Source organism: Acidiferrobacter thiooxydans, assembly GCF_003333315.1.
GTDB classification, from domain to species: Bacteria; Pseudomonadota; Gammaproteobacteria; order Acidiferrobacterales; family Acidiferrobacteraceae; genus Acidiferrobacter; species Acidiferrobacter thiooxydans.
Map to the genome: position 1 here is coordinate 1,379,440 of NZ_PSYR01000001.1, position 21,528 is coordinate 1,400,967.

A 21,528-nucleotide genomic window follows, 5' to 3' on the forward strand; every position below is an offset into this window, starting at 1 on the left:
ACAATCAGGTGGAGGGGAGTGCTATGGCAGAGGGGAAACCGTATAAGTACATCAAGTTTTTCGACGAAATCGGCATAAATGATGTGGCGTCCGTTGGTGGCAAGAATGCGTCTTTGGGGGAGATGTACAGCAAATTGGATGCCGAAGGCATCAAGGTACCCTACGGGTTTGCAGTGACCGCCGACGCCTATCGCGCCATGCTCGATCAGGCGCAGGCCTGGGAGCCGCTGCGGGCCGCTCTCAATGGCATCAATTCCGGCGATATCATCGATCTGAGCCGCCGCGCCAAGCAAGCGCGCAATCTCGTTTATGGGGCCGGACTGCCGCCTGATTTGGTGACGGAGATCCGCGCCGCATATGGACGACTGAAGGCCAAATACGGGGAGGACGTGAGTCTTGCCGTGCGCAGTTCCGCGACCGCCGAGGATCTTCCTACGGCAAGTTTTGCCGGCCAGCAGGATACCTATCTCAATGTGCAGGGTGAGGAGGTGTTACTGGACGCGTGCCGGCGCTGCTTTGCGAGTCTTTTTACGGATCGGGCCATCCATTATCGCATCGATCAGGGATTTGACCATTTTAAGGTGGCCCTTTCTATCGGTGTTATGAAAATGGTGCGCTCGGACCTTGCGGCATCCGGCGTCATGTTTTCTCTCGATACCGAAACGGGATTTCCGGATGTCGTCTTTATCACCGCATCCTATGGCCTTGGCGAGAATGTCGTACAAGGGTCTGTCGATCCGGATGAGTTCTACGTACATAAGCCGACTTACGTGCAAGGGTACCGCGCCGTGTTACGCCGTACGCTAGGCGGCAAAAAAATCAAGATGATCTATGCAACCGGCGGCACGCGTGAATTGACCCGGAATGTGCCGACTTCTCCCGAAGAGCGTGCCCATTATTGCCTGAGCGATGCCGAGGTGTTCATCCTCACGGATTACGCCATTAAGATCGAAAAGCATTACAGCACAAAAGCCGGGTACGGAAAACCGATGGACATGGAATGGGCCAAGGACGGATTGGACGGGCAATTGTATGTGGTCCAGGCGCGCCCTGAGACCGTAGCATCGCAACGTCGCGAGAACAGACTGGAGGTCTACCACCTAAAGGGAAGGGGAGAGGTTGCCGCAACCGGACGGGCCGTCGGTGCCAGGGTCGCCAGCGGCACCGTGCGTGTGATCAAGGACGTGGAGCACCTGTCCCGGTTCCGCCCCGGGGAGGTCTTGGTGGCCGATACGACTACCCCCGATTGGGAGCCCGTGATGAAAATCGCGGCGGGTATTGTAACGAACCGCGGTGGGCGCACCTGCCATGCCGCCATAATTGCCCGGGAGCTTGGCATCCCCGCGGTGATCGGCGCTGATGACGCCACCGATGTATTGCGCGACGGGGACATAGTGACTGTGTCCTGTGCCGAGGGGGATATTGGCCGGATCTACCGTGGCAGTATCCCATTCGACATTGAGCGCACCGATCTTGCGTCGCTACCGCGCCCGAAAACAAAGATCATGATCAACCTGGGCAATCCCGAGATCGCGTTTGGGACAAGCCTCATCCCCAACGATGGCGTGGGTTTGGCGCGAATGGAGTTTATCATAAGCGGGCACATCAAAGTGCACCCCATGGCGCTGCTGCACCCGGAACGGGTCGCTGATGCCCATGTCCGCGCAGAGATCGCGCGAATCACCCAGGGCTATCCGGATGGCGCGGCCTATTTTGTGGAACGTCTCTCCGAGGGGGTGGGTATGATAGCGGGCGCATTCTATCCCAAACCTGTCATTGTCCGAATGTCGGATTTTAAGACGAATGAATATGCCGCGTTGATGGGGGGAAAAGACTTTGAGCCTGTCGAGAGCAACCCCATGCTGGGTTTCCGTGGCGCCTCGCGCTACGCCCACCCCGCCTACGCGGAGGGGTTTAGCCTGGAGTGTGCCGCCATGCAACGAGTAAGAGGGACCATGGGATTGACGAACGTCATTCTCATGCTGCCCTTCGTACGGCGTGTGGGCGAGGCGGATCAGGTGATCGCGAAAATGGCCGAGCAGGGTCTTATCCGCGGTCACAACGGACTCCAGATATACGCTATGTGCGAGATCCCCAATAACATCGTTCTTATAGACGAGTTCGCCAAGCGTTTCGACGGCTTTTCTATCGGCTCCAACGACCTGACACAGCTCGTCTTGGGCGTAGATAGGGATTCTGAGATCGTGGCATTTGATTACGATGAACGCGACGAAGGGGTCAAGGCCATGATTCGGCTTGCGGTAGAGGGGTGTCGCCGCAATGGTATTCACTCCGGCTTATGCGGGCAGGCACCGTCGGACTATCCAGAAATGGCTCAGTATCTCGTGGAGATCGGGATTGAATCCATCAGCCTCAACCCGGACACGGTTCTTGCGACCACGCGCCATGTGCTTGAGGTAGAAAAGCGCCTGTCTTCGCTATCCGTGGCGCGCGACAAGAAACATTAGAAAAATATATGCAAACCCCAATGGGGCGCACAATGTTAGTGTTCGGGATCAGATGAAAAGCGCATCGGGATGCGAAATGCGATCCCGAACGTATTTGTAATGAAGGGGGCGCTATTGTCAGTCGCTAGGCCCAATTGGAAATAGGGGCGGGCGTACATGAAAGTCGGCCGCCAGGCACTACAAATTATGCCGTACGATACGGATACGGCCACTTATCATATATCGCCAAAGCCGATATATGTTGCGTCCAGACCATAACAGGAGACGCCGATGACGCTTGCGAGCCTCGAGGCAGTACTGGACCTTGCCGCATCGTTGCCTCGCCTGCGAGCGGCGGTGGTTGATGCGGGCGAAGAATGCGTTCTTCGCGCCGCCTGCGAGGCGCATGATCATGGGTTTATCGAGCCCATTTTGATCGGCGATAAAGGCCGTATCGGGCAGCTTTTGGAAACGATGCCTTCTGATGGCGGTGATCGTCACGTGTTCCGCATTATACCTGCCAGCAACTCTGAGGAAGCTGCCGAGAAAGGCGTCGAGATGGCTATCGCAGGGGACGCGCAGATTGTTATTAAAGGCCACATTCATAGCGATGTCTTCCTTCACTCGATTTTAGCGAAACTGCGGATCGGCCGCAGGCTATCGCATGTGTTTATTGCCGAGCTAAAGACCTACGAAAAATTGCTTTTTATAACAGATGCGGCAGTGAATATCAGCCCAGATCTGCGTGATAAGGCCGCCATTTTACAAAACGCCATTGATTTGGCGCACTTGCTCGATATAACGGAACCGCAAGTGGCCTGCATTTCGGCAGTTGAGGTCATAAATCCGGCCATCCCCTCGACTATAGACGCGGCCTGCCTGGCGAAAATGGCCGACCGCGGACAGATTATCGGTGCACGAGTCGATGGACCGCTGGCTTTCGATAACGCGATATCGGCGGAATCAGCACGAGTCAAAGGAATTCGTAGTAGTGTGTCAGGACACGCCGATATTTTGCTTGTACCAGACCTGGTTTCCGGAAATATTCTGGCCAAGGATCTGGAATACCTGGCGGGTGCCACGCTGGCAGGACTTGTGCTAGGCGCCCGGGTGCCGATCATTCTTACTTCCCGATCCGATCCGCCGCGCGCGCGGCTCGTCTCGGCAGCCCTGGCCGTTGTGATGAACGATCGTCTTTCAAAAAGAACCCCTGCCTGAGCGGTAGCCATAGGAACCGTTAACGCGCCAACGATCGTGGCTACGCCATGATCCAAAAAAGAGGCCGATTGCTCGTTCGGCGGCGGTCACGCCAAGGCCATATCGAAAAAAAGGGCAAAACGGGACGATGTGTAACGCTTGAGGAGGTGGGCTATGACCCATGTCATGACGGATATACTTATCATCGGTGGGGGGCCTGTCGGCATGATGACCGGAATAACGGCCGCCGATTTCTGGCCGGGAAAAAAGATTTTGGTGGTGCGCCCCGAAGCGGAGGCGCTAACCCAATGCGGCATACCGTATATATTCGGCATGCTTGGAGGGACCGATTAGTATCTTTCGGGACGCGCGCCGTTGCTTGCGGCAGGCGGTCAATTGCGCATCGGTTTCGTGAAATCCGTATATAGAATAAAACGCGAGGCGTTGCTCGAAGATGGCACATGCATACGGTAAGAGCGGCTTGCGCTGGCCATTGGCGGAAAAAACTTTATGCCAGCGATGCCAGGGATGGATCTAGATGGGGTATGGGGCATTCATAAAGATCATGACTATTGAGAGAACATGTTTAGGGGGGTTATAAAAGTCATGAAGCGCCTCACGGTGATAGGCGGAGGGTTTATCTGGGTAGAATTCGCCGATGAAATAAGGAAAGGGGGGATTGGTGTGCATATTATTGAGGCGCGCGCATTTGCTTGAGGGCGCTTTTGATATAGACGCCCATGAACAGTTCGCGCGTCGAAGCGATAGTGATGACAGGACAGGCACCGTTGGCGGTCTAGTGGGTACTTGTCGGAATCGGCGTGAAGATGAACGTGGCGCTGGCGGAATCCATGGGCCTTACTATTAATCATGGAATCATATGGGTTTATGCGTTGCAGCGTTCGCGGGAAAATAAGGTCGCGTTTGCGGTCGGTGATTGTGCGTATACGGCGGATTGTTTCACACGGCGACCCAGCCATGCAATGGTGTCCTAGCAGGCCGCAGCACAAGGGCGTGTCGCCAGCACGAATTTGTATGCATTGCCTCAAACTCGCCATAACATCGGTTCTGTGAGTGTGTACGCGAGCGAAATCGAATGTCTGGCTTCTGGTGTGGCAGGTCTTACAGCGTGCGAAGCAGAAGCGGAATGGGTGAGAGTGATTTACGGGGAGGCCCATTTGCCAGAACACTATCCGGCATCCATGCCAAACACAACGGAGCTATTCTGCCGGGTTATATTCGCAGCGGATCCGTTTCAGATTATGGGGGGCAGGGCTGGGTGGGCCGGCGACGGGTGAGCTTGTCAATACCATAGCGCTTGCGATCCAGGCACATGTCGCTGCGGCAGATATCGTGACGATGCAGTTTTGTAGACAGCCAGCCAGCCAGCCACGCGTTACTCCGTCCTTGCATCCCTTAGTTGCGGGCACAGGAGATTCCTTGCGCCGGCGTATTCATGCGCATTCAGAGCGGTCGGCGTCGCAAGTGCAAGTACGGCAAATTCAAGGGGCTTGGGGTGGCGGGCTCCCATGCGCCGATAATGTGAGATCTGAACACCAAAAATATGGCGGCCAGGCGCTATTTCGTGTGCGGGCTGTGATCGCCACCACTTCCTGGTCTGTGCCCAGGCCCCTAGGAGGTTACGGGGCGAGAAAGTGCCACGTATGAGCGAGCGAATTCTTCAGGAGGGCTCGGCTATCATAGTGATGTAGCCTACCGGGCATTCGTGGGCGCACAATCCGCAGCCTTTGCAGTAGTCATAGTCTATGCGGTAATGGGAGCCATCGGCGGCCAGCTCGCGGGTCTTTAGAATGGCTTGATCCGGGCACAGCGTCCAGCAATTGTCGCAGGCCATGCAGGTACCGCATGAGAAGCAACGGTTGGCGTCGGCCGTGACCTGATGAATCGTCAAGCCACCAGCGATTTCACGATTGTCTAGGCGATCTTTCGGCGGGAGGAAGGGTTCTTGCGGGCGTTGTGCATGTTCGAAATAGTGGAGATTAAGTCCATCAATGCCGATTGTCGGAAATTCCGACTTCGCCGGATCGCGAGGTTGGCCCAGCAAATGGGCATGAATGGCGGCTGCTGCGCGTCTGCCGTCTCCTACGGCGCCACTCATGGTGCCCCAGGCGTGCTCGCGGGCATCGCCGCCAACGAATAGGTCGGCATGTCCTGTCACGCGCCCGGCCTCGTCCGCTAACAAAAAAGGTTTGTGGCCGAGCAGAGCCTCCATGCCCTCTGGGTCGACCTCTTGGCCAACGGCGGGAATAACCTGATCGACATGGAGCACCGTTTCGGTTCCCTCGAATGGGATGACATCGAAGCGGTTGTTGGCATTGGCCACTTTTTTCATACGGACGAGCTCTAGCCCAACCACTTTTTCACCGCGTAGGATCAGGCGGTGGACGCCATGCTCCGTGTGGAATAGGACGCCTTCCTCCTGTGCCTGATGGATATCGAGCGGGGTGGCCTTCATGGCGACTTCGCGGGCAACGCCTGGCCCGGGTAGGGCGTCGTGGGTGATGAGGTGCACTTGCGTCCCGGCGCGCGCAAGCACGCGGGCCATGTCGATGGCGCTGTTTCCGCCGCCCACGATCGCGGCGGAGCGATACTTAGGCACGGTACCGAAGGCCACCCAGTCCTGTAATAACGTGAACGCCGAATGCAGATCGCTGGGGGTCCGCCCATCCACATCCCATGGACGGGCGCGATGACGGCCTGGGCCCAGGAAGACGGCCGCATACTCCTGGGTCAATTCCGCAAGCGAGAGGTCGCGGCCCAGAGCCGTATTGGGTAAGAAGGGGATGTCAGCGGCAAGGAGTCGTTCGACTTCCGCGTCGAGTACCGTGCGTGGCAGACGGTAAGCCGGCAAGGCCATACGCAAGGTGCCGCCGGCAGCGGGCAGCCGGTCAATAACCGTAGCTGAGATATGCAATCTGCGGAGGTGGTAGGCGCAAGAGAGTCCTGCGGGACCGGCCCCCACCACGGCTACCTTGGGGGCATTGAAGGGGAGCGGCGGTAGCGCGTAGTCCCAGCCGGCGCGGATCGCCTCGTCGCCCAGCAGCCGCTCGCAATTGTGAATGGCGATGGCGGCGCCGAAGTGGCCGCGGTTACAGGCGTTTTCGCAGGGGTGGTCGCATACCCGCCCGGTGATCGAGGGGAGGGGGTTTATCGCCACCAGGAGCCCCCATGCGCCCTTGAGATCCCCTTCTGCCACCCGGGCGAGATAATCGCACGGGTTTTCTCCCGCTGGACAGCCGTTGTGGCAAGGCGCCGAACGCTGAGAATAAACGGGCCGCATCGTGCGCCAACTGCCCGTTTTGAAGGCATGGGATGTGGCGGGGTATGCAAAGGCGCCGGGGGTCATGACTGGCATGGGGGATCTCCTTATGCGAAATGAAGGCCACCGCGGCGCACGGTGTCCGCACCCTCTGTGTCGAGGGCGTCAGGGGCTCCCCCTTTCAGGGCATAGCTCTCGATATTGTGATCGGCGAGGGCCTGGAGATGGGCCAGTTCTTCACGGGCGAGGGGGTCGTCTGCAAACAGATGCTTAAAGCGTCCCTGGAGCTTCAGGTAGTCCGCCACCGGGTGAATCTCGCGGATCGGCATGACCTCGACCAATGAAGTGGTCCCCCGTTGACGGACCTCTAATGGATGGATTAAACCAACCACTTGGAGGTCACTATGGAACGTCAGGTTCGTGCTCAATATACCGCCGATTACAAGGCGCAGGCAGTGTCATTGGCAGAGAGCCTCGGAGCGGCAAAGGCTGCCCGCAAGCTCGGTATTTCGGTCAAGACGCTGGCTAATTGGATCCGCATTTCGCGTGATGGAGCAGGGTTCGCCAAGGACGGGAAGCGCCGTCCTGTGAGCGATGTGGAAGCTGAGAATGCACGGCTTCGAGCCGAGAATGCTCAGCTGCGCATGGAGCGCGATTTCATAAAAAAAGCCGCAGCGTACTTTGCGAAGGAGTCCAAGTGAAGTACGCCTATATCGCCTCGCAGCGGACTCACTACCCGATCGGGTTCATGTGCCGGGTACTTGAGGTATCGACGTCGGGATTCTTCGCCTGGCAGGCCCGAGAACGTGCGCCACAGAGCGACGCGGACGCTCCGTTGCGTGCAGCGATCATACAGGTCCACGAGGAAAGCCGGCGCCGCTATGGTCGCCGGCGCCTCACGCATGCCCTGCGCGCACAGGGCATGCGCATCAACCCCAAACGTGTGCATCGAGTGATGCGCGAGGAAGGCTTGCGAGGCGTGCGTAAAGGGCGCTTCGTGCCGCGCACGACCGACAGTGCCCATCAGCGCGCCATCGCCCCGAACGTCCTACAGAGGCGATTTAGCGTCGACACAGCCGTGCCGGCCTGGACAAGCGACATCACGTACGTTGCCACTCGTGAGGGCTGGCTGTACCTGGCGGTGATTATCGCCTTACAGACACGCCAGGTGCTCGGCTACAGCCTCTCGGATCGCATGCCCGATGAGCTGGTGCTCAATGCGCTGCGCAATGCCTGCCATCTCCAGACACCGCCATCCGGTACGGTGTTTCATTCCGACCGCGGCAGCCAGTACGCCAGCGATGATTTCCGCAACGCTCTCGGCGCACTTGGCATGGTGGCCAGCATGAGTCGCAAGGGAAATTGCTGGGACAATGCGGTCTCGGAGAGCTTCTTCGCAACACTGAAGACCGAAGAAGCGACCGAGCCGTATGCGACAAAACAGGACGCCCACAGAGCGATCGCGCAATACATCCACGGATTCTACAATCCTGTCCGCCTGCACTCATCACTCGGATACTTGTCGCCCAACGAGTATGCGCGCAGAATGCAACACCCAGATCAAGACCCGTCTATGAGGTCCGCTGCGTAGGGACCACTTCATGCAGCCAAGGTACCCGCCAAGCGGATTCCGGCCACGCGGTGGTGAAGACCTCGAGACAACCGGTGGCGTTGGCGACGGCCACATCGGGGCCTGCCGCCTCTAGAGTCAGCCGTGCCGCGAGCGCCTGCCCGCAACCTTGGCAGGCACGATGCCCGGATTCCAGGCCTTGAAAGCGTGGCTGGGTCCCGCGAAGATCATGCAGTGTCTGTGACATCAGGGGTGGTCTCCCGGCCGGTTTGTGAATGGATCGGCAGCAGCTCAGGTCGGAGGTCGATTGCGCTCATGCGCGGATGAGGTTTGGTGATGGCCTCAAGGAGGCGCGGATAGATCGCAAGCGGCACGTCCCGGCCGCCCAGGCCGGCTGCGAAATTGTGGACGCGCGGTGGCTTGTCCATGTCTGTGAGGGCGGAGCGTATTTCGGCCCCCACGATACCGTCGGCGCCGGGTGCAATGGCGCGCTCGAGTACGATGAGATCGGTAAGACCGGCGCACGCCGCGCGTAGCGCCGCCACGGGAAAGGGGCGAAAACAGCGCAAGTGCATAAGCTTTACCGGCGGCCCAGGAAACTGATCACGCGCGTCCAGGAGCGTGCCAAACACCGAGCCGAGAGTAAGGATAGCGATGCGTGCCTGTGGCGGCCCGTCCACGCGCAAAAGCGGCGCCTGTTCGCGCCCGCACATCATGGCCCAGTCTCTTGCTGCGGCTACGATTTCCTGTTCGGCACCCAGGAGCGCCGTATGGTGCATATGGCGTGCTTCGGTGAAATACTCCGGTGCGACCAGGGTGCCCATGGAAAGCGGGGCTAGTGGATTTATGGTGCGCGCAAAATGATAGGGTGGCAGGAAGCCGTCGACCGCTTCCTGAGTCGGCAATTCCAGTGATTCCAGGGTGTGGGTGAGAGTAAAGCCGTCCACGCACACCATAACCGGCAGTTCGCAGTATTCGGCGATACGAAAGGCCTGGATGGTCGTATCCACGGCGTCCTGGTTGTCGGCACAGTAGAGCTGGATCCAGCCGGCATCGCGCACCGCCATCGAATCCTGCTGGTCGTTCCAAATGGAAAGCGGGGCCGATACCGCGCGGTTCGCGCACGTTAGTACCAAAGGTACGCGCAGCCCGGAGATATTAAAGAGCACTTCGCTCATCAGCAGAATGCCTTGCGAGGCGCTGGCAGTGTAGGCGCGGGAGCCTGCGCAGGCCGCGCCCAGTACTACCGAGGCGGCCGAGAATTCGCTTTCCACGCTCACTAATTCACAATGAAGCTTGCCGTCTGCCACAAGCGTGGCAATGCGCTCCACAATGTGGGTCTGCGGCGTGATGGGATAGGCGGCCACCATCTGAGGCCGACATAGGGCCACGGCATGAGCAATGGCCTGGGGCCCTCAAGCGCTTGTGACATGGGTACGCCCTTTCCAGATGCCGCTCGGCGTGGCGGCGGCCACTTGATCGATCAGGCGGAGATTGCGTGCCAACACCTCACCGGCGAAGCGTATTACCAGCGCGTTCTTGAGGCTCGCAACTGGTAGCAGCTCTGTCAGCGCAAGGAAGGCCGCTAACAGGGCGGTATTGGGCATGGGACGACCGAGGATCTCAAGTGAGAGGCGCGTGGCGGGTAGCGCATAAGTCGTTCGCCCAAAGGCGTCCGACAATGCCCGCGAATCCCGCTGGGAATTGATCACTACCCCGCCTTCGGGGGCAAGACCCGCCAGGCTCTCCGGTAGTGCGGCCAGGGTTTCGTCCTGGATGATGACAAAGACGGGTTGGTTTACCTCGCAACGGCGACGAATCGGTGTTTCGGCAATGCGTACGAATGCCGCCACAGGGGCCCCTCGGCGTTCCGCGCCGAAGCTCGGAAAGGCCTGCGCAAACCACCCTTGGGCAATGGCGGCAGTGGCAAGCCCATAGGCTGCGACGACACTACCCTGCCCACCCCGTCCATGGATACGAATCTCAATCATGCTATCCCTCCGTGGCCAATCAATAAGCGCCATTTCCGATAGAGAGGACTGCCGATTTCTGTGCATGGCGACCGCTGGTTTCGGTCACAGACGAATGATCCAACCCAACGATAATAATCGCCAAAAGAACGGGCCAAGCTATAATACAGAGATACACTACGGTGATAAACCGCCACTAGTGTTGATATCCATCATGCGAGAGTTATTGGGGATATGTCGCGGCCGGCGGACAGCGTGCTTGCATCCCTCCTTGATGGAAATCGCGCGAACGCCGGCATGCACACCAGCCCGCCGTTATCGTGGCGACGCCGTGGCCTTGTGGCGCCCGGTCGGTCCATCATCGGGAGCGCGATCTCATCCCTATTCCGTTAAGGTCAGGCGCCCTGCGCCTCGGCCACGGTCCGGTGGACCTCCTCGCCGGCCATGACCTCTTTTCCTCATGCAGGCGGCAAGCGCATTCAGCGCCGTGCGTTTTCTTTTGAGTATCGTGCGTACACCGGCGGTGTCCGTCCTCGAACCGCATTTTGACGGTCGCATCAATTTCCCGTGCCGTGTCTTCGCGGCAATGACGTTCCTCTGGGTATTCGCTTACCTAAGTAAAATGTCTGCTGGCGTCGCCCATAGGTGAGTGCGCCGGGCTTGTCGCTCAGGCCGAGTCCTGTGACCATGTCGCGGGCAATCTCGCTTGCACGTTCAAGATCACACGCTCAAGATCATTGGATGCGTCGGTTGAGGTATTACCAGGCACGATCGCTACGGCGGCCCGTTTGTCGAGCAGGACGGTAATCTCGTCTTTGCGCTTATCTTTCGTGGCGAGAAGCTTCTCAGCCACTGGCAATTGCAGTGTTCGGAGGGCGCGCCCGTGGTAGCGTAACAAGAGCGCCAGGGGGATCTTGGCGCTCAGGGAACATACGCCCCGGCCGCTGCCCCCGAAGTCCGATCTCTTCCTTGCCCCGCATGGTTTCGGCCGATCTCTCTCCGCCGCTCGCCCACCGGGCGCCACGGCGGCGGGGCTTGGGATGGCGCCGGATTCCTCGCGCTCAGCAAGACCTGCCGCTCGTGCGCCAGCGCCGCGCTCGCTACCCCGCCGGCTTCGGTCGGCCCGTGACGTAAGGCCTCATGACAGCCGGAACCGCTGGCCGTCGTCGGCCAGGCGTTTGATGGCCGTGTGCGAGCGGCTGCGGAACACGAACACCGTCCCCGGCAAGGGGTCCTCGTGCAGGACTGGCCGACACCCTTACGCCAGCCCGTCGATACCGGCCCGAAAGTCCACCGGCTCGATGGCCACCAGCACGCGCATGTGCGGGGTAATGGCGATCATGGCGCCTCCCTGGAGGCCGCGCACAGGCCCACCAGACGGTCAAGACCGGGGCCCTGCAAGCGCACCCGCAGCGTCTGGCCACGCGCGTTCTGCAGCTCGACTGTGCACTCGGCGATCCCGGCCTCAGCCGATGGTGCGAGTCCCGGCCACGCGACAAACGCGACGGGGCGCGGCCCGGCGGGAGCGGCGCCCCCTGCGTCCGCGATGTGTTGTAGGAGCTGCTGACCATCCACGCCGCGCAGGCACTCCATCGTCGCGCCACCCCGTAGCGCCTAGCCATGCTCACGGCTGCGGCCCCTAAGGCCTTGGGGATCCGCGCGCCCTGTGGGCGACGCTCCCGCCGGCATTGGAATAGGGCTTGTGTGTGCTCCAGGGTCTCGCCGCCATCCGGCCCGGGTTCCGTCTTCATGGTCTCGTCCATTCGCTGCGTTCCTCATCGGTTGGAGTACGCCGTGGACGTTAGCGGGGGCAAAAACCATGTCCTGCCTGCGGGTGGGAAGGGCACGAACCCGATAGCGAAAGCCGTCATTGACAAGAACGGTCAGATCCCTCTCAGGGAACCGCGGCAGGTCGCAGGATCCCACCATGCCGGGTGACGGGCGCGATGAGCCGCCGGCAGCTTGGGACGCTGGTGGCGCGGAGCCATCGTCCTCGGTTTCGACCTACAGGCCCTGGCGGATCGTACAGCGCCAAAGGCATGGCGCCCAGGACATGACCCAGAGGCGCCGCCGGGCCGGCGCCGCCATTCTCCCGGTCAACCGGAAAGACAGGCGGTGGGTGGCGGCCACGGCCGACGGCCGTGCCGCCCCAACGTGACGTGTCACGTATCCGCCATACGACGCAACTAGACTCCAATCATGCGCACCCTACAGCGCCGCTCTTTAGGGCCACGACCAAAACAGATCGCACAAAATGACGCCGCCCGGATCGCCTACTGCACCACAAAAGAGCAGGCAAGGGGATGCCAGACAATAAGAAAAGACAAAATGACACGGCGATTCAATGGGATATAACACCTCACTTCGCTGGCATGTTTCATGCGTACTTATTGTGCAGCGCCTATTTGTCCATGTAGACATGGACCCAGATGGACCGCGCGTCATGAGTAGACATTGTGGGAATCACGGCCAGGATAAAGGTGAAGCCATTGAGCGCCTGTTTCCTTTCTAAACAATCAAATGGTCACGGTTATCCTTCCGCGCATCTGCGTCTGGGCCCAGGCACGCGCCACCAACGGCTTCCTGGCGGTCCTGAATGGCCTCTTCCAGGTCGCCAAGCACAAGGTCATCGGCTATGGCCAGTTCTCCACGATCCGTACCGTCATCTTCCGGATCGCCGGCAAACGCGATTGCTCGCGGACCAGTCTGCACATGACGGGTCAACCCGCATGAAATTCCCCAGAGCCCATTATAGAGATGCCCATTGCCGCATGTCCCGGCCGTGGCCAATGTGGCCTCTCCGCGGAGGCGGTTTCCAGTAGAGTTAAAGAGAGTAGGCAAAGAGTAGTGATGTGATCCGGAAAAATGACGTCGGGATGTTCGCGTCATGGGCTATGGGAAAGCCAGTACTATAGGACCAAAAAATTGCAGCGCTTATATAGCAGATTAATATGCCAAAACGGCATACCTAGGGCTGGTAGACATAGTGCCTGACATTGTGATACCGCCGGGAGAGATTGATCGACGCCATCGGTTGCGCATCCTTGCCGTCATGGCCGTAGTGGGGTTGATTGTTGTCTCCTTATTCGTCGTCTGGAGATGGACACCACAAGGCCCATCAGTATCAGCCGCGGACATCCTGCTGGGAACAGTTAAGGCCGGGAATTTTGTTGTCCGTGTGCGGGCACCTGGAGAGTTGCGTCCCCGAAAAGAACAGTGGGTGACTTCGCGGGTGGCGGGCACCATCCTGGATGCAAACGTGTATCCCGGTAGTGTAGTGACACCAGATTCAGTATTGCTGACATTGAGAAATCCGAATCTGAAGATCGCGGTTCTTAAAGCGGATGCCAATCTGGCCAGCACGAAAGCTCGCGCGGCGACAGAAGCATCTCATCTAAAGGGCGAACTGCTTGCGTTGGAAGGCCGCTTGGGTAGCGAGATGGCAAAGGGGCAGGCGCTCATGATGAAGGTGCGGGCGGAAAAGCATTTGTACATGGAACATGTCATCAGCCGCCTACAATTTGAGACAGATCAGCTGGAGGCCAGAAATACGAAGGATCAGGCGCGATTGCTTGAGCAACGCATCGTGGCATTTAAGAGCGATTTGGTTGCAGAAAGGCAATCGGAAAGCAGTGCGGTAGCGGCGGCCCGCGCCACCTTATTGCAGGCAAAGTTGGACGAGGCGTCGCTGGTCGTGCGGGCCGGCATCTCGGGTGTGGTCCAGGCGTTTCATGTGGATCCTGGGCAGGCTATCGCCGCAGGGACGGCCGTGGCCCGCATTGCGAACCCGCGGAACCTTGAGACGCTGCTGGATGTGGGCCCTGAAAGCGCGAGGGAATTGGCAGATGGACAGGGGGTCGAGATCCTTATCGAAGGCAATGGTCGGTCCATAGTACGAGGTCGCATCACGCGCATTTCACCAAACGTCGTTGGCGGCGTTGTTCCGGTGACGGTGCGCATTACGACCCCATTGCCTCCAGGGGCACGCCCGAATCTGGCTGTGTCGGGAGTGGTGACTGTTGCCACGATCGCCCATGCAGTGTATGTCGAGCGGCCCGTCGGCGCGCAGCCACAGACACGGGCAAGCGTATTTGTGGTCAGTCCGGGTGGCAAGCGTGCGATCCGAACTCCCGTTCAGTTTGGCGTGGCCTCAACCGAATTTATCCAGATTGTGTCTGGTCTTACCCCCGGACAGCGCGTTGTCGTATCCGAAACACGTCACTGGCGCACCCCAATGCGCATACGCTGAGGCGTTATGAAACGACGGTGGCCCATATTTGTTCTCGTGTTGGTGAGCGCATCACCTCCGATCTGGGCCCAGACACTTTGGCAGACTTGGCAAATGGCGGTCGCGCAAGACCCAGAGTATGTGGTTTATCAAAAGCGCTTCGAGGCTTTGTCGCAACAGGAGCCGATGGCGCTGGGAGCGCTACTTCCGCGTTTGTCTGTTCATACCGGTCTTCAATCGGCAAGCAGTCGCATCCTGTCGCCCCAGCTTTCCGGGAGCGGCAGTTCAACGTATGTCTATGCGGAGACAGCAAACGGAAGGCTTGCGAGCTGGAATGTGACTTTGAGTCAAATGGTATTCAATTGGAGTACCTTGCAACACTACCGAGCGAGTCAATACCAAGTCCTGGCGGCAGCCGCGCAGTATCAAGCCGCGCGACAAAGTCTGGCCCTGAACGTGATCACGGATTACATCCAGTGGTTAGCAGCCCAGGCAGACGTTAGTGTGTTACGAAGAGCGCAACGCGGGTTTGCGCACGAGGCGCATGTAGTCAAATCCGAGTATCGGGCGGGTACGACGGGTATCTTGGGCAGCGAGGAAGCGCTGGTTGCGTTGGGGGAGGTGCGGGCGCAGGTGTCTCTGGCACTATCTCGTTTGGCGCAGGCGCGGGCCGCACTGGAGGCCATTACCGGGCGGCTGTCGTCGCGCCCGGCGCCAGCCTTGCCGAGGCGGTTCACGCCTCCAGTGGTGCATTCGACCACGCAATGGCTCTCTTTAGCCTGGCGCCACAATCCGGTTCTGGCAAGCTATCGGGCATTATCTTATGTCGCCGCACGTAATGTATCAGCTTCGCTGGGGAAGTTTTTGCCGGTCATTACGTTGCAATTGGAACATCAACAGGAGATACAGACCGGGACCTCGTATTACTCCATTGCCGCGCAATATTTCGAGAGTCCGAATTCTTATCGTAACCTAGGCAATTCGATCGACTTGCATTTGTCCTGGAACCTCTTCGCCGGCGGATCCGACCGAGCGGCCCTGTCGGCAGCGGAGGCCAGACAGGGGGAAGCACTGGCGGCCTTAGCAGCCGAAAGGCGCGTAATAGAGAAAGACATCACGTCGAATGCGGCGAGCGTGATATGGGCGCGGCGACGTATCCGGCTGTATCGCCAGTCTCTGGAGGTCGCGCGGCACGCAGTGACGACATCATCCGAGGGCGTTCGGGCAGGGCTGATATCGGAAAACAATGCCATCGGGGATCGGCAGTCCGCAACAACCGTTCAGCGCGGTCTCAACTCGGCCATCGCATCGGCCGTGATGCACTACGCCAAGGTCGCAGACGCCGCAGGGATCATAACCCCGTCCTTTATATATCACTTGTCTCTTATGCTGCAAGTAACGGGGGGCGAATCTGTTTATGACTGAACCGGCGCGGGATGGCTTGAAGAAGCCCCCGGTCATAGAGCTGAGAAAGGTGTCTCGGATCTACCGGACAGAGACCGTGATGACTTATGCGCTCCATGACATGGATCTTATCCTGGAGGGCGGTGAGTACGTGGCGCTCATGGGCCGGTCGGGGTCCGGAAAAACGACTCTGCTGGCAATACTGGGACTCCTCGATGAACCTTCTGGTGGAGAGTATCTGTTGGCAGGGCAAAGTCTTCGCGGCCTATCGGAAGATCGCCGGGCCCGGGTGCGGAATGCACATATTGGTTTTGTATTTCAGTCGTTTAACCTGATTGGCGACCTGAGTGTCCAAGACAACGTCGCACTTCCTCTCGTCTACCGCGGCGGGATCGCAGGCGCGCAGAGGCAAAGGCAGGCGAGGGCCTTGCTTGAAGAGGTTGGAATGGCGCATCGTGCGCGGCATTATCCCAATCAGCTGTCCGGCGGTGAGGCTCAGCGGGTTGCCATCGCGCGCGCCCTCGTTACAGATCCGCAACTCATATTAGCCGACGAACCCACCGGAAATCTGGATACGGTGTCCGCAGAGGCCGTTATGGGCCTTTTGGATACGGCGCATCGGAACAGAGGAGCTACGATCCTGATGGCCACACATGATGCGCACTATGCGTCCCGGGCGCAACGCGTCATTCATCTTGTGGACGGCAAGGTTACCGACAAGCCAGAACAGGCGGATCGTAATCTTGCCCAAGGTGGGCGTTTAGAGCGGAGCGTGCCGCGATAATGCCTCTTGGGGACTATGTCGATGCAATACGGTGTTGGGGGGCTGGCATTGCGCGCAAGCCCGGGCATACGGCCATTGCGTTCTTTATCATGGCGTCTGCGGCCGCCGTGAATGGACTCACCTTGGCTGTCTTTTACGCCTTTTCATGGCGGCCACTGCCATTCCCCGGGCCTTCCCGCCTGGTTTGGGTACGGACGCTCGTACCGGCTGCCGGTTTGTGGGGCTACGATGCGAGCCCAAATACATGGCACAAGATCAAGGAAGGGGCAAGGCATGAGATGGAAAACAGCGGACTCGTATCGCTCGATACGAATCGCGTCCTGCTGCGTGTGGCGGGCGGTTCAGTGTCGGCGATCGTGCGGAAGGTTACGCCTTCGGTGTTTTCGACGCTTGGTATACCACCTGCCTTGGGCCGGTGGCCTGCTCGATCCGCAGGACACGCTGGCGGTCCTCGGCAGGCCTTGATTAGCCATGAGTTTTGGGAGCGCGCCTTTGGCGGGCGGAAAAGCGCTTTGGGCGCAGAACTCGCGCTGCCCCACCATCGGTACCAAGTTGTTGGTGTCTTACCGCCTCACCGTACGCTACCCTTTGCGCCGGCCGCCATTTATGTTCCGCTCGTGCGGCCATTGCCGCCCTTTCAACGGCATAATCTCAATGATTATCTCTTTGTGAGATTGAGGCCGTCTGTGTCATTGCATCACTTCAACCTTCGACTGGGCCGTATCGCTTCGGCTATGATGGCAACGGTACCAGTCCGATTTCGGCGTCAGTCCCAAGGCTTTAGGCTTATGGCCGTCCCGATGCACGATGCAATGCTACATCTCCAAGGCGTCGCATCTCTCCGCTGGATATTTTTGGTGGCAGGTCTTTTTGTGTGGGTACTGGCGGTGGTCAATTTGACTCATCACGCGCTCGTACGTGGACGCGCAGAGCTTCATGAGACGGCCGTGCGTAGGGTGCTCGGGGCTACGCGATGGCGTTTGTCCGCAGGCCTTCTTGCGCAACAGGTACCGCTGGCTTTGCTCAGCTGGGGTGCGGCGGTGCCGGTGGCCATCCTGGAAATCCGCTGGTTCTCCGAAGGGATATTGTCGGGTGGTCTGAATAGGTTCCTGCCTATTGGCCTGAATGACGTTGTTGTGCTCGAGATGTTGGTGCTAACCGCCGTAGGCCTTTTCATAACGGTCATTGTCCCTCTGTGGCAGATGAAAGCCACGGTACTTTGGGGTGTCCTGGGAGAAGGACGGGGGCGCACCATGAGCCGTCAAACGCGACGTTTTCTACAGAGCTTGAGCGTTTCCCAGATAGCTCTGGCGGTGGGACTCCTCACAGGTGGACTTGTGTCGGCCACGAGTCTCTTTGCTGCACTGCATCGGCCCTTGGGCTTCGATCCGCGTGGTCGTGTGGTGGCGCGTGTTCTTCTTCCCAGAACTGTTCGAGTGCAAGAGGCGTGGTATCACATCGTTCATCATTTGGAACAGGAACCGTATGTATCCGGTGCGGCGTTTGCGGTTACCGTTCCCTGGTCGCAGGATCGAATTGGCGGGGACTTCCGCGGAAATGGTCAGGTGGGGTACCTCAATATCGATTGGGTGAGTCGGGATTTTTTTCGAGTTTTGGGAATTCCTTTCATGTCTGGCCAGAGCTTCGGCCCAACGAATGTGTCGCAATCCTCGGCCGCTGTAATCCTAGGGAATGAGGCCTGTCACGCGTTTTTCGGCAATGGGCCCTGTTTGAGCCGGACCCTGCGAGTAGGGGTGGAAACCGTGCAGGTGGCCGGCATAGTAGTGCCGGTGTCTTGGCAATTACAACCCTGGAGCCACACATGGGGCACTGCGTACTTGCCAACGGAAAACGTCCTGGCCTCCGTCGGAATGGAGTCGTCTGGGAATGTTATCGTGTCTTTGAGAAATGCGTCGGCCGTCTACCAAAAAGCCGTGAGGGATCAGATTGAAGACGCCATACCGGGTGCGGTGGTGCTTCACATGCAACGATATGGAAGTCTCATCCGCAAAAGTGCGCGGTATTCATCGGATGTGGCGCAAGTCCTTGTCGTGCTTGCGATAGGAGGGATTGCGATCACGTTGCTCGGAGTTTATGCGGTGCAAAACCATATACGCCGGTGGAAAATGAGCGAGTATCATATTCGCGCTGTGCTCGGCGCGTCCTCTCGAGATTTTCGGCGCCTGGCTTTGCGTGCCGTGTTATGGCAGGTTATTCCGGGGTGCATCCTTGGATTGGGTGCAGGCCTTCTCGTGGGACGCCTCTTAGGGGGCATATTTTACAAGGCGTTTTCTTATGCTCTATGGATTGCCCCAGTGAGCGCTATTGTGGTGGGTCTCGCAAGCAGTTTAGCGATCGGGTGGCCCGCCACAAATGTCATGAGAGCACTCAGAAAAGGGGCCGTTAACGGAAACGGCACCTATATGTGCCGTTAGCTTGAAGAATGTCCACAGCCGTGCACTCGTGTAAGAACCTCAGCACGAGGTCTTCCTTGCCCTGCGTCGTATGGCCGGCCTGACGAAGGAGGCCGAATATCTGGCGACCTCGGCCTGGCGTACCAAAACGCCTAAGGCCGTCTCAAGAGAGCTTCGCTTTCGCCACGACCGCCACGCCTCACTAGGTTCTCTGCCGGATTCACTCCATGATCGGTACCCGCTTGGAATTCCACAGAGGCGTGTGATTGGCGGCTGCTACGCCTTGCAGCCTCTGTCATCAGGTCGCGGTAGGGATGCCGATTACTCGGCACCCCCCGCACAGATCCGGACAGGCGCTGCTAACGCATCCGGCTCCTACCTTGAGTATTTGGCGTCAAAGCGGTGGTGGGGATAAGGATGCACGATAGCAGCCTTGGGTATCCAATGGTCGGCAACCTTGCCGAAACGTTCCCAATTTAGCCGCTTGCGTTGACTACGCCGACAGAGCGCCCGGTACCACCGTGACCGTACCTCGTAGCAGAACAGGCTTAGGGCGGCGCCGTTTAGAGGGACACCATAGTAATTCAGGTGACCTTGAACGACGCTGCGAAGCCAGTGGCCCGTGGTACGAACAGGTTGGTGAAGGCGCTTTTTCAGCTCTTGGCTTAGCGCCTTGAGCTTGGCCTGTAGGCGATCTCTCCGCGTTTTGCGGTGAATCAAGAACCGTCCCTGACGGCTCACCCCGCAGATATGCGTAAAGCCCAGGAAGTTGAAGGTCTCGGGTTTGCCGAGGCCCCGCTTCCTGTTCTGCTCATGGGCGAACCGACCGAAACGGATCAGCCGGGTCTTGTCGGGATGGAGCGCGAGACCGAATTCCTGAAGACGGACTTCAATCTCGCGGCGGAAGCGACTGGCATCGTCTGGGTTTTGGAACCCCACGACGACGTCATCGGCATACCGTACCACCACGAGTATTCCCCGGGCGTGGCGCTTGCGCCATTGCTGCACCCAGAGATCAAAGACGTAGTGCAGATAAACATTAGCCATGAGAGGCGAGACGACCGCCCCTTGCGGGGTGCCGATCGTGCCCAAGACTCGGTGGCCATGTTCATCCAACACGCCGGCCTTCAACCATTGGCGCAGAAGGCGCAAGAGACGCCGATCTTGGATACGGTGTTGCAGGAATCGGAGCAGCCATCCGTGTTTGACAGTGTCAAAGAATTTTCGAATGTCCATGTCCAATATCCAGTTCACCGGCTTACGTTCGATCCCTACGATCAGGGCATCGAGCGCGTCGTGCGGGCCCCGACCGGGACGAAACCCATAAGAGAACCCCAGGAAGTCGGTTTCATAGATGGCATTGAGAACCGTCACCACCGCCTGCTGGACGATCTTGTCTTCCAGGCAGAGGATGTTCAACGGTCGCTCGCTGCCGTCTTCCTTGGGGATCAGGACCCGCCGCGCCGGTTGCGGGCGGTAGGTCCCGTCTTGCACCCTGTGGTGAAGCCGTTCCAGGTTGACTCTTATCTGTGTTTCGTACTCCGTCCACGTGACCCCATCCGCCCCGGCCGCCGCTTGGTGGGACAGGACCCGAAAGCTCTGCTCCAATAGGTCGACGGTCAGGTGGTGCATGAGGCTCGTGAACTGTCGGGCCTTATCTCTTTTTGCTGCCTTGCGCACAGCCAGCAGACGTGACGTAGTGCTACTCCGGTTCTGAGCCCGGGCACCGGCATCGTGTTGGCTGTTCCTCTTGGTCAAGGTCCTTCCCTCCACCCATTCCGCCTCAGGTTTCGCTGTCTTGTTCATAGGTTTCCTCGGTACTACGACCTTGTCCGACTCCCCCACCGTCCGACACGGCGTATCCCCACCGGGGTTCCCGTGTCGCTCTGTGCGCGACCACAAACTCTTCGCCCAGAGGCCGACGGGGGCCTCCCAGGTTCCGTACACTGAACGTCTCCGCATGCTGAGGGTCTCCGACCCCGCGGGGTGTGGGACCCGACTTGCCTTGTCGCTGGGTCCCACCGTAGCCTTCCGCTTCGCATAACAGCGTCGGCACCCCGAATTGATGTATTTCGTGGCTCAATACCTCGCCTACGGACTCCCCGACTAACACTTCACGTCCCTGGTTACCCAGGGCCGCGCATAGCTTGGGGCCGGAGTGGGCGGCTCACCCTTGCTCCGTGCGGGACTTGCACCCGCTATTCAGTGCCAGCTTGGCCTGGCGTACTATGCGC

At 59.0% G+C, this 21,528-nt stretch carries 16 protein-coding genes and 3 pseudogenes; 13 read left to right on the top strand and 6 right to left on the bottom strand.

All coding sequences use genetic code 11. The features are described 5' to 3' along the window. The first annotated feature begins 23 nt into the window (after window positions 1-23). The 5 genes from ppsA (at window position 24) to C4900_RS17205 (ending at window position 4,639) form a co-directional block, all read left to right on the top strand. Window positions 24-2,468, top strand: coding sequence for a phosphoenolpyruvate synthase (gene ppsA / locus C4900_RS06890; protein WP_114282746.1), 2,445 nt, complete (start codon window positions 24-26; stop codon window positions 2,466-2,468). A gap of 270 nt (window positions 2,469-2,738) precedes the next feature. Continuing rightward, window positions 2,739-3,665, top strand: a complete 927-nt coding sequence (locus C4900_RS06895) for a bifunctional enoyl-CoA hydratase/phosphate acetyltransferase (RefSeq protein ID WP_114282748.1) — start codon at window positions 2,739-2,741, stop codon at window positions 3,663-3,665. A gap of 153 nt (window positions 3,666-3,818) precedes the next feature. Beyond that, window positions 3,819-3,998, top strand: coding sequence for a hypothetical protein (locus tag C4900_RS16220; protein ID WP_211306806.1), 180 nt, complete (start codon window positions 3,819-3,821; stop codon window positions 3,996-3,998). A gap of 252 nt (window positions 3,999-4,250) precedes the next feature. Continuing rightward, entirely contained in the window at window positions 4,251-4,361 is a 111-nt protein-coding gene (locus C4900_RS17200) for an NAD-binding protein (protein ID WP_211306807.1), read from the top strand. 134 nt (window positions 4,362-4,495) lie between these two features. After that, window positions 4,496-4,639 carry a hypothetical protein gene (locus tag C4900_RS17205; RefSeq protein ID WP_411675224.1) on the top strand — a complete coding sequence of 48 codons (144 nt, stop codon included), beginning with the start codon at window positions 4,496-4,498 and terminating at the stop codon, window positions 4,637-4,639. A gap of 686 nt (window positions 4,640-5,325) precedes the next feature. Here the strand turns inward: C4900_RS17205 and C4900_RS06905 are convergent. Both C4900_RS06905 and C4900_RS06910 read right to left on the bottom strand, forming a co-directional pair. Continuing rightward, window positions 5,326-7,020 carry an FAD-dependent oxidoreductase gene (locus tag C4900_RS06905; protein ID WP_114282750.1) on the bottom strand — a complete coding sequence of 565 codons (1,695 nt, stop codon included), beginning with the start codon at window positions 7,018-7,020 and terminating at the stop codon, window positions 5,326-5,328. Window positions 7,021-7,031: 11 nt separating this feature from the next. Then, complete coding sequence (locus C4900_RS06910) at window positions 7,032-7,253, bottom strand: hypothetical protein (protein WP_147267149.1); 222 nt, start codon at window positions 7,251-7,253, stop codon at window positions 7,032-7,034. A gap of 75 nt (window positions 7,254-7,328) precedes the next feature. Between C4900_RS06910 and C4900_RS06915 the strand changes: the two genes are divergently transcribed. Continuing rightward, window positions 7,329-7,625 (top strand): transposase, encoded by a 297-nt coding sequence (locus C4900_RS06915; RefSeq protein ID WP_114282232.1) that lies wholly within the window; start codon window positions 7,329-7,331, stop codon window positions 7,623-7,625. Next, complete coding sequence (locus C4900_RS06920; RefSeq protein WP_114282231.1) at window positions 7,622-8,515, top strand: IS3 family transposase; 894 nt, start codon at window positions 7,622-7,624, stop codon at window positions 8,513-8,515. Before C4900_RS06915 ends, C4900_RS06920 begins: the two co-directional genes overlap by 4 nt. A gap of 4 nt (window positions 8,516-8,519) precedes the next feature. Here the strand turns inward: C4900_RS06920 and C4900_RS06925 are convergent. The 3 genes and pseudogenes from C4900_RS06925 to C4900_RS06935 all read right to left on the bottom strand — a co-directional run. Next, a pseudogene (locus C4900_RS06925) lies at window positions 8,520-8,741 on the bottom strand (pyruvate ferredoxin oxidoreductase); the annotation flags it as partial. Continuing rightward, a complete protein-coding gene (porA, locus tag C4900_RS06930; RefSeq protein ID WP_211306809.1) occupies window positions 8,722-9,864 on the bottom strand; it encodes a hypothetical protein in 1,143 nt (380 codons plus the stop codon). The pseudogene C4900_RS06925 and the gene porA, both read right to left, overlap by 20 nt. A 45-nt stretch (window positions 9,865-9,909) precedes the next feature. Continuing rightward, window positions 9,910-10,485, bottom strand: coding sequence for a 2-oxoacid:acceptor oxidoreductase family protein (locus C4900_RS06935; RefSeq protein WP_065971370.1), 576 nt, complete (start codon window positions 10,483-10,485; stop codon window positions 9,910-9,912). A 2,523-nt stretch (window positions 10,486-13,008) separates the two neighbouring features. On the opposite strand from C4900_RS06935, the pseudogene C4900_RS06955 reads away from it, so the two are divergent. The 6 genes and pseudogenes from C4900_RS06955 to C4900_RS06975 all read left to right on the top strand — a co-directional run. After that, window positions 13,009-13,197 (top strand): annotated as a pseudogene (locus C4900_RS06955) (ISL3 family transposase); the annotation flags it as partial. 253 nt (window positions 13,198-13,450) lie between these two features. Then, window positions 13,451-14,713 (top strand): efflux RND transporter periplasmic adaptor subunit, encoded by a 1,263-nt coding sequence (locus C4900_RS06960; protein WP_141689384.1) that lies wholly within the window; start codon window positions 13,451-13,453, stop codon window positions 14,711-14,713. A 93-nt stretch (window positions 14,714-14,806) separates the two neighbouring features. Continuing rightward, entirely contained in the window at window positions 14,807-16,117 is a 1,311-nt protein-coding gene (locus C4900_RS06965; RefSeq protein WP_170132447.1) for a TolC family protein, read from the top strand. Further along, complete coding sequence (locus tag C4900_RS06970) at window positions 16,110-16,880, top strand: ABC transporter ATP-binding protein (protein ID WP_065971861.1); 771 nt, start codon at window positions 16,110-16,112, stop codon at window positions 16,878-16,880. Before C4900_RS06965 ends, C4900_RS06970 begins: the two co-directional genes overlap by 8 nt. Before the next feature lie 278 nt (window positions 16,881-17,158). Then, window positions 17,159-17,563, top strand: a pseudogene (locus tag C4900_RS17210) (ABC transporter permease); the annotation flags it as partial. A gap of 105 nt (window positions 17,564-17,668) precedes the next feature. Continuing rightward, complete coding sequence (locus C4900_RS06975; protein ID WP_233431953.1) at window positions 17,669-19,315, top strand: FtsX-like permease family protein; 1,647 nt, start codon at window positions 17,669-17,671, stop codon at window positions 19,313-19,315. Window positions 19,316-19,669: 354 nt separating this feature from the next. On the opposite strand, the gene ltrA is transcribed toward C4900_RS06975, so the two are convergent. Then, on the bottom strand, window positions 19,670-21,100 hold the full coding sequence (ltrA, locus tag C4900_RS06980) for a group II intron reverse transcriptase/maturase (RefSeq protein ID WP_211306810.1): 1,431 nt from the start codon (window positions 21,098-21,100) through the stop codon (window positions 19,670-19,672). Window positions 21,101-21,528: the final 428 nt, after the last annotated feature.

Bases quoted from the DNA above. Each gene is read 5' to 3' on its own strand.
- ppsA (WP_114282746.1), top strand. From the start codon at position 24: ATGGCAGAGGGGAAACCGTATAAGTACATCAAGTTTTTCGACGAAATC.
- C4900_RS06895 (WP_114282748.1), top strand. From the start codon at position 2,739: ATGACGCTTGCGAGCCTCGAGGCAGTACTGGACCTTGCCGCATCGTTG.
- C4900_RS16220 (WP_211306806.1), top strand. From the start codon at position 3,819: ATGACCCATGTCATGACGGATATACTTATCATCGGTGGGGGGCCTGTC.
- C4900_RS17200 (WP_211306807.1), top strand. From the start codon at position 4,251: ATGAAGCGCCTCACGGTGATAGGCGGAGGGTTTATCTGGGTAGAATTC.
- C4900_RS17205 (WP_411675224.1), top strand. From the start codon at position 4,496: ATGGGCCTTACTATTAATCATGGAATCATATGGGTTTATGCGTTGCAG.
- C4900_RS06905 (WP_114282750.1), bottom strand. From the start codon at position 7,020: ATGCCAGTCATGACCCCCGGCGCCTTTGCATACCCCGCCACATCCCAT.
- C4900_RS06910 (WP_147267149.1), bottom strand. From the start codon at position 7,253: ATGCCGATCCGCGAGATTCACCCGGTGGCGGACTACCTGAAGCTCCAG.
- C4900_RS06915 (WP_114282232.1), top strand. From the start codon at position 7,329: ATGGAACGTCAGGTTCGTGCTCAATATACCGCCGATTACAAGGCGCAG.
- porA (WP_211306809.1), bottom strand. From the start codon at position 9,864: ATGGTGGCCGCCTATCCCATCACGCCGCAGACCCACATTGTGGAGCGC.
- C4900_RS06935 (WP_065971370.1), bottom strand. From the start codon at position 10,485: ATGATTGAGATTCGTATCCATGGACGGGGTGGGCAGGGTAGTGTCGTC.
- C4900_RS06965 (WP_170132447.1), top strand. From the start codon at position 14,807: ATGGCGGTCGCGCAAGACCCAGAGTATGTGGTTTATCAAAAGCGCTTC.
- C4900_RS06970 (WP_065971861.1), top strand. From the start codon at position 16,110: ATGACTGAACCGGCGCGGGATGGCTTGAAGAAGCCCCCGGTCATAGAG.
- C4900_RS06975 (WP_233431953.1), top strand. From the start codon at position 17,669: ATGGCCGTCCCGATGCACGATGCAATGCTACATCTCCAAGGCGTCGCA.
- ltrA (WP_211306810.1), bottom strand. From the start codon at position 21,100: ATGAACAAGACAGCGAAACCTGAGGCGGAATGGGTGGAGGGAAGGACC.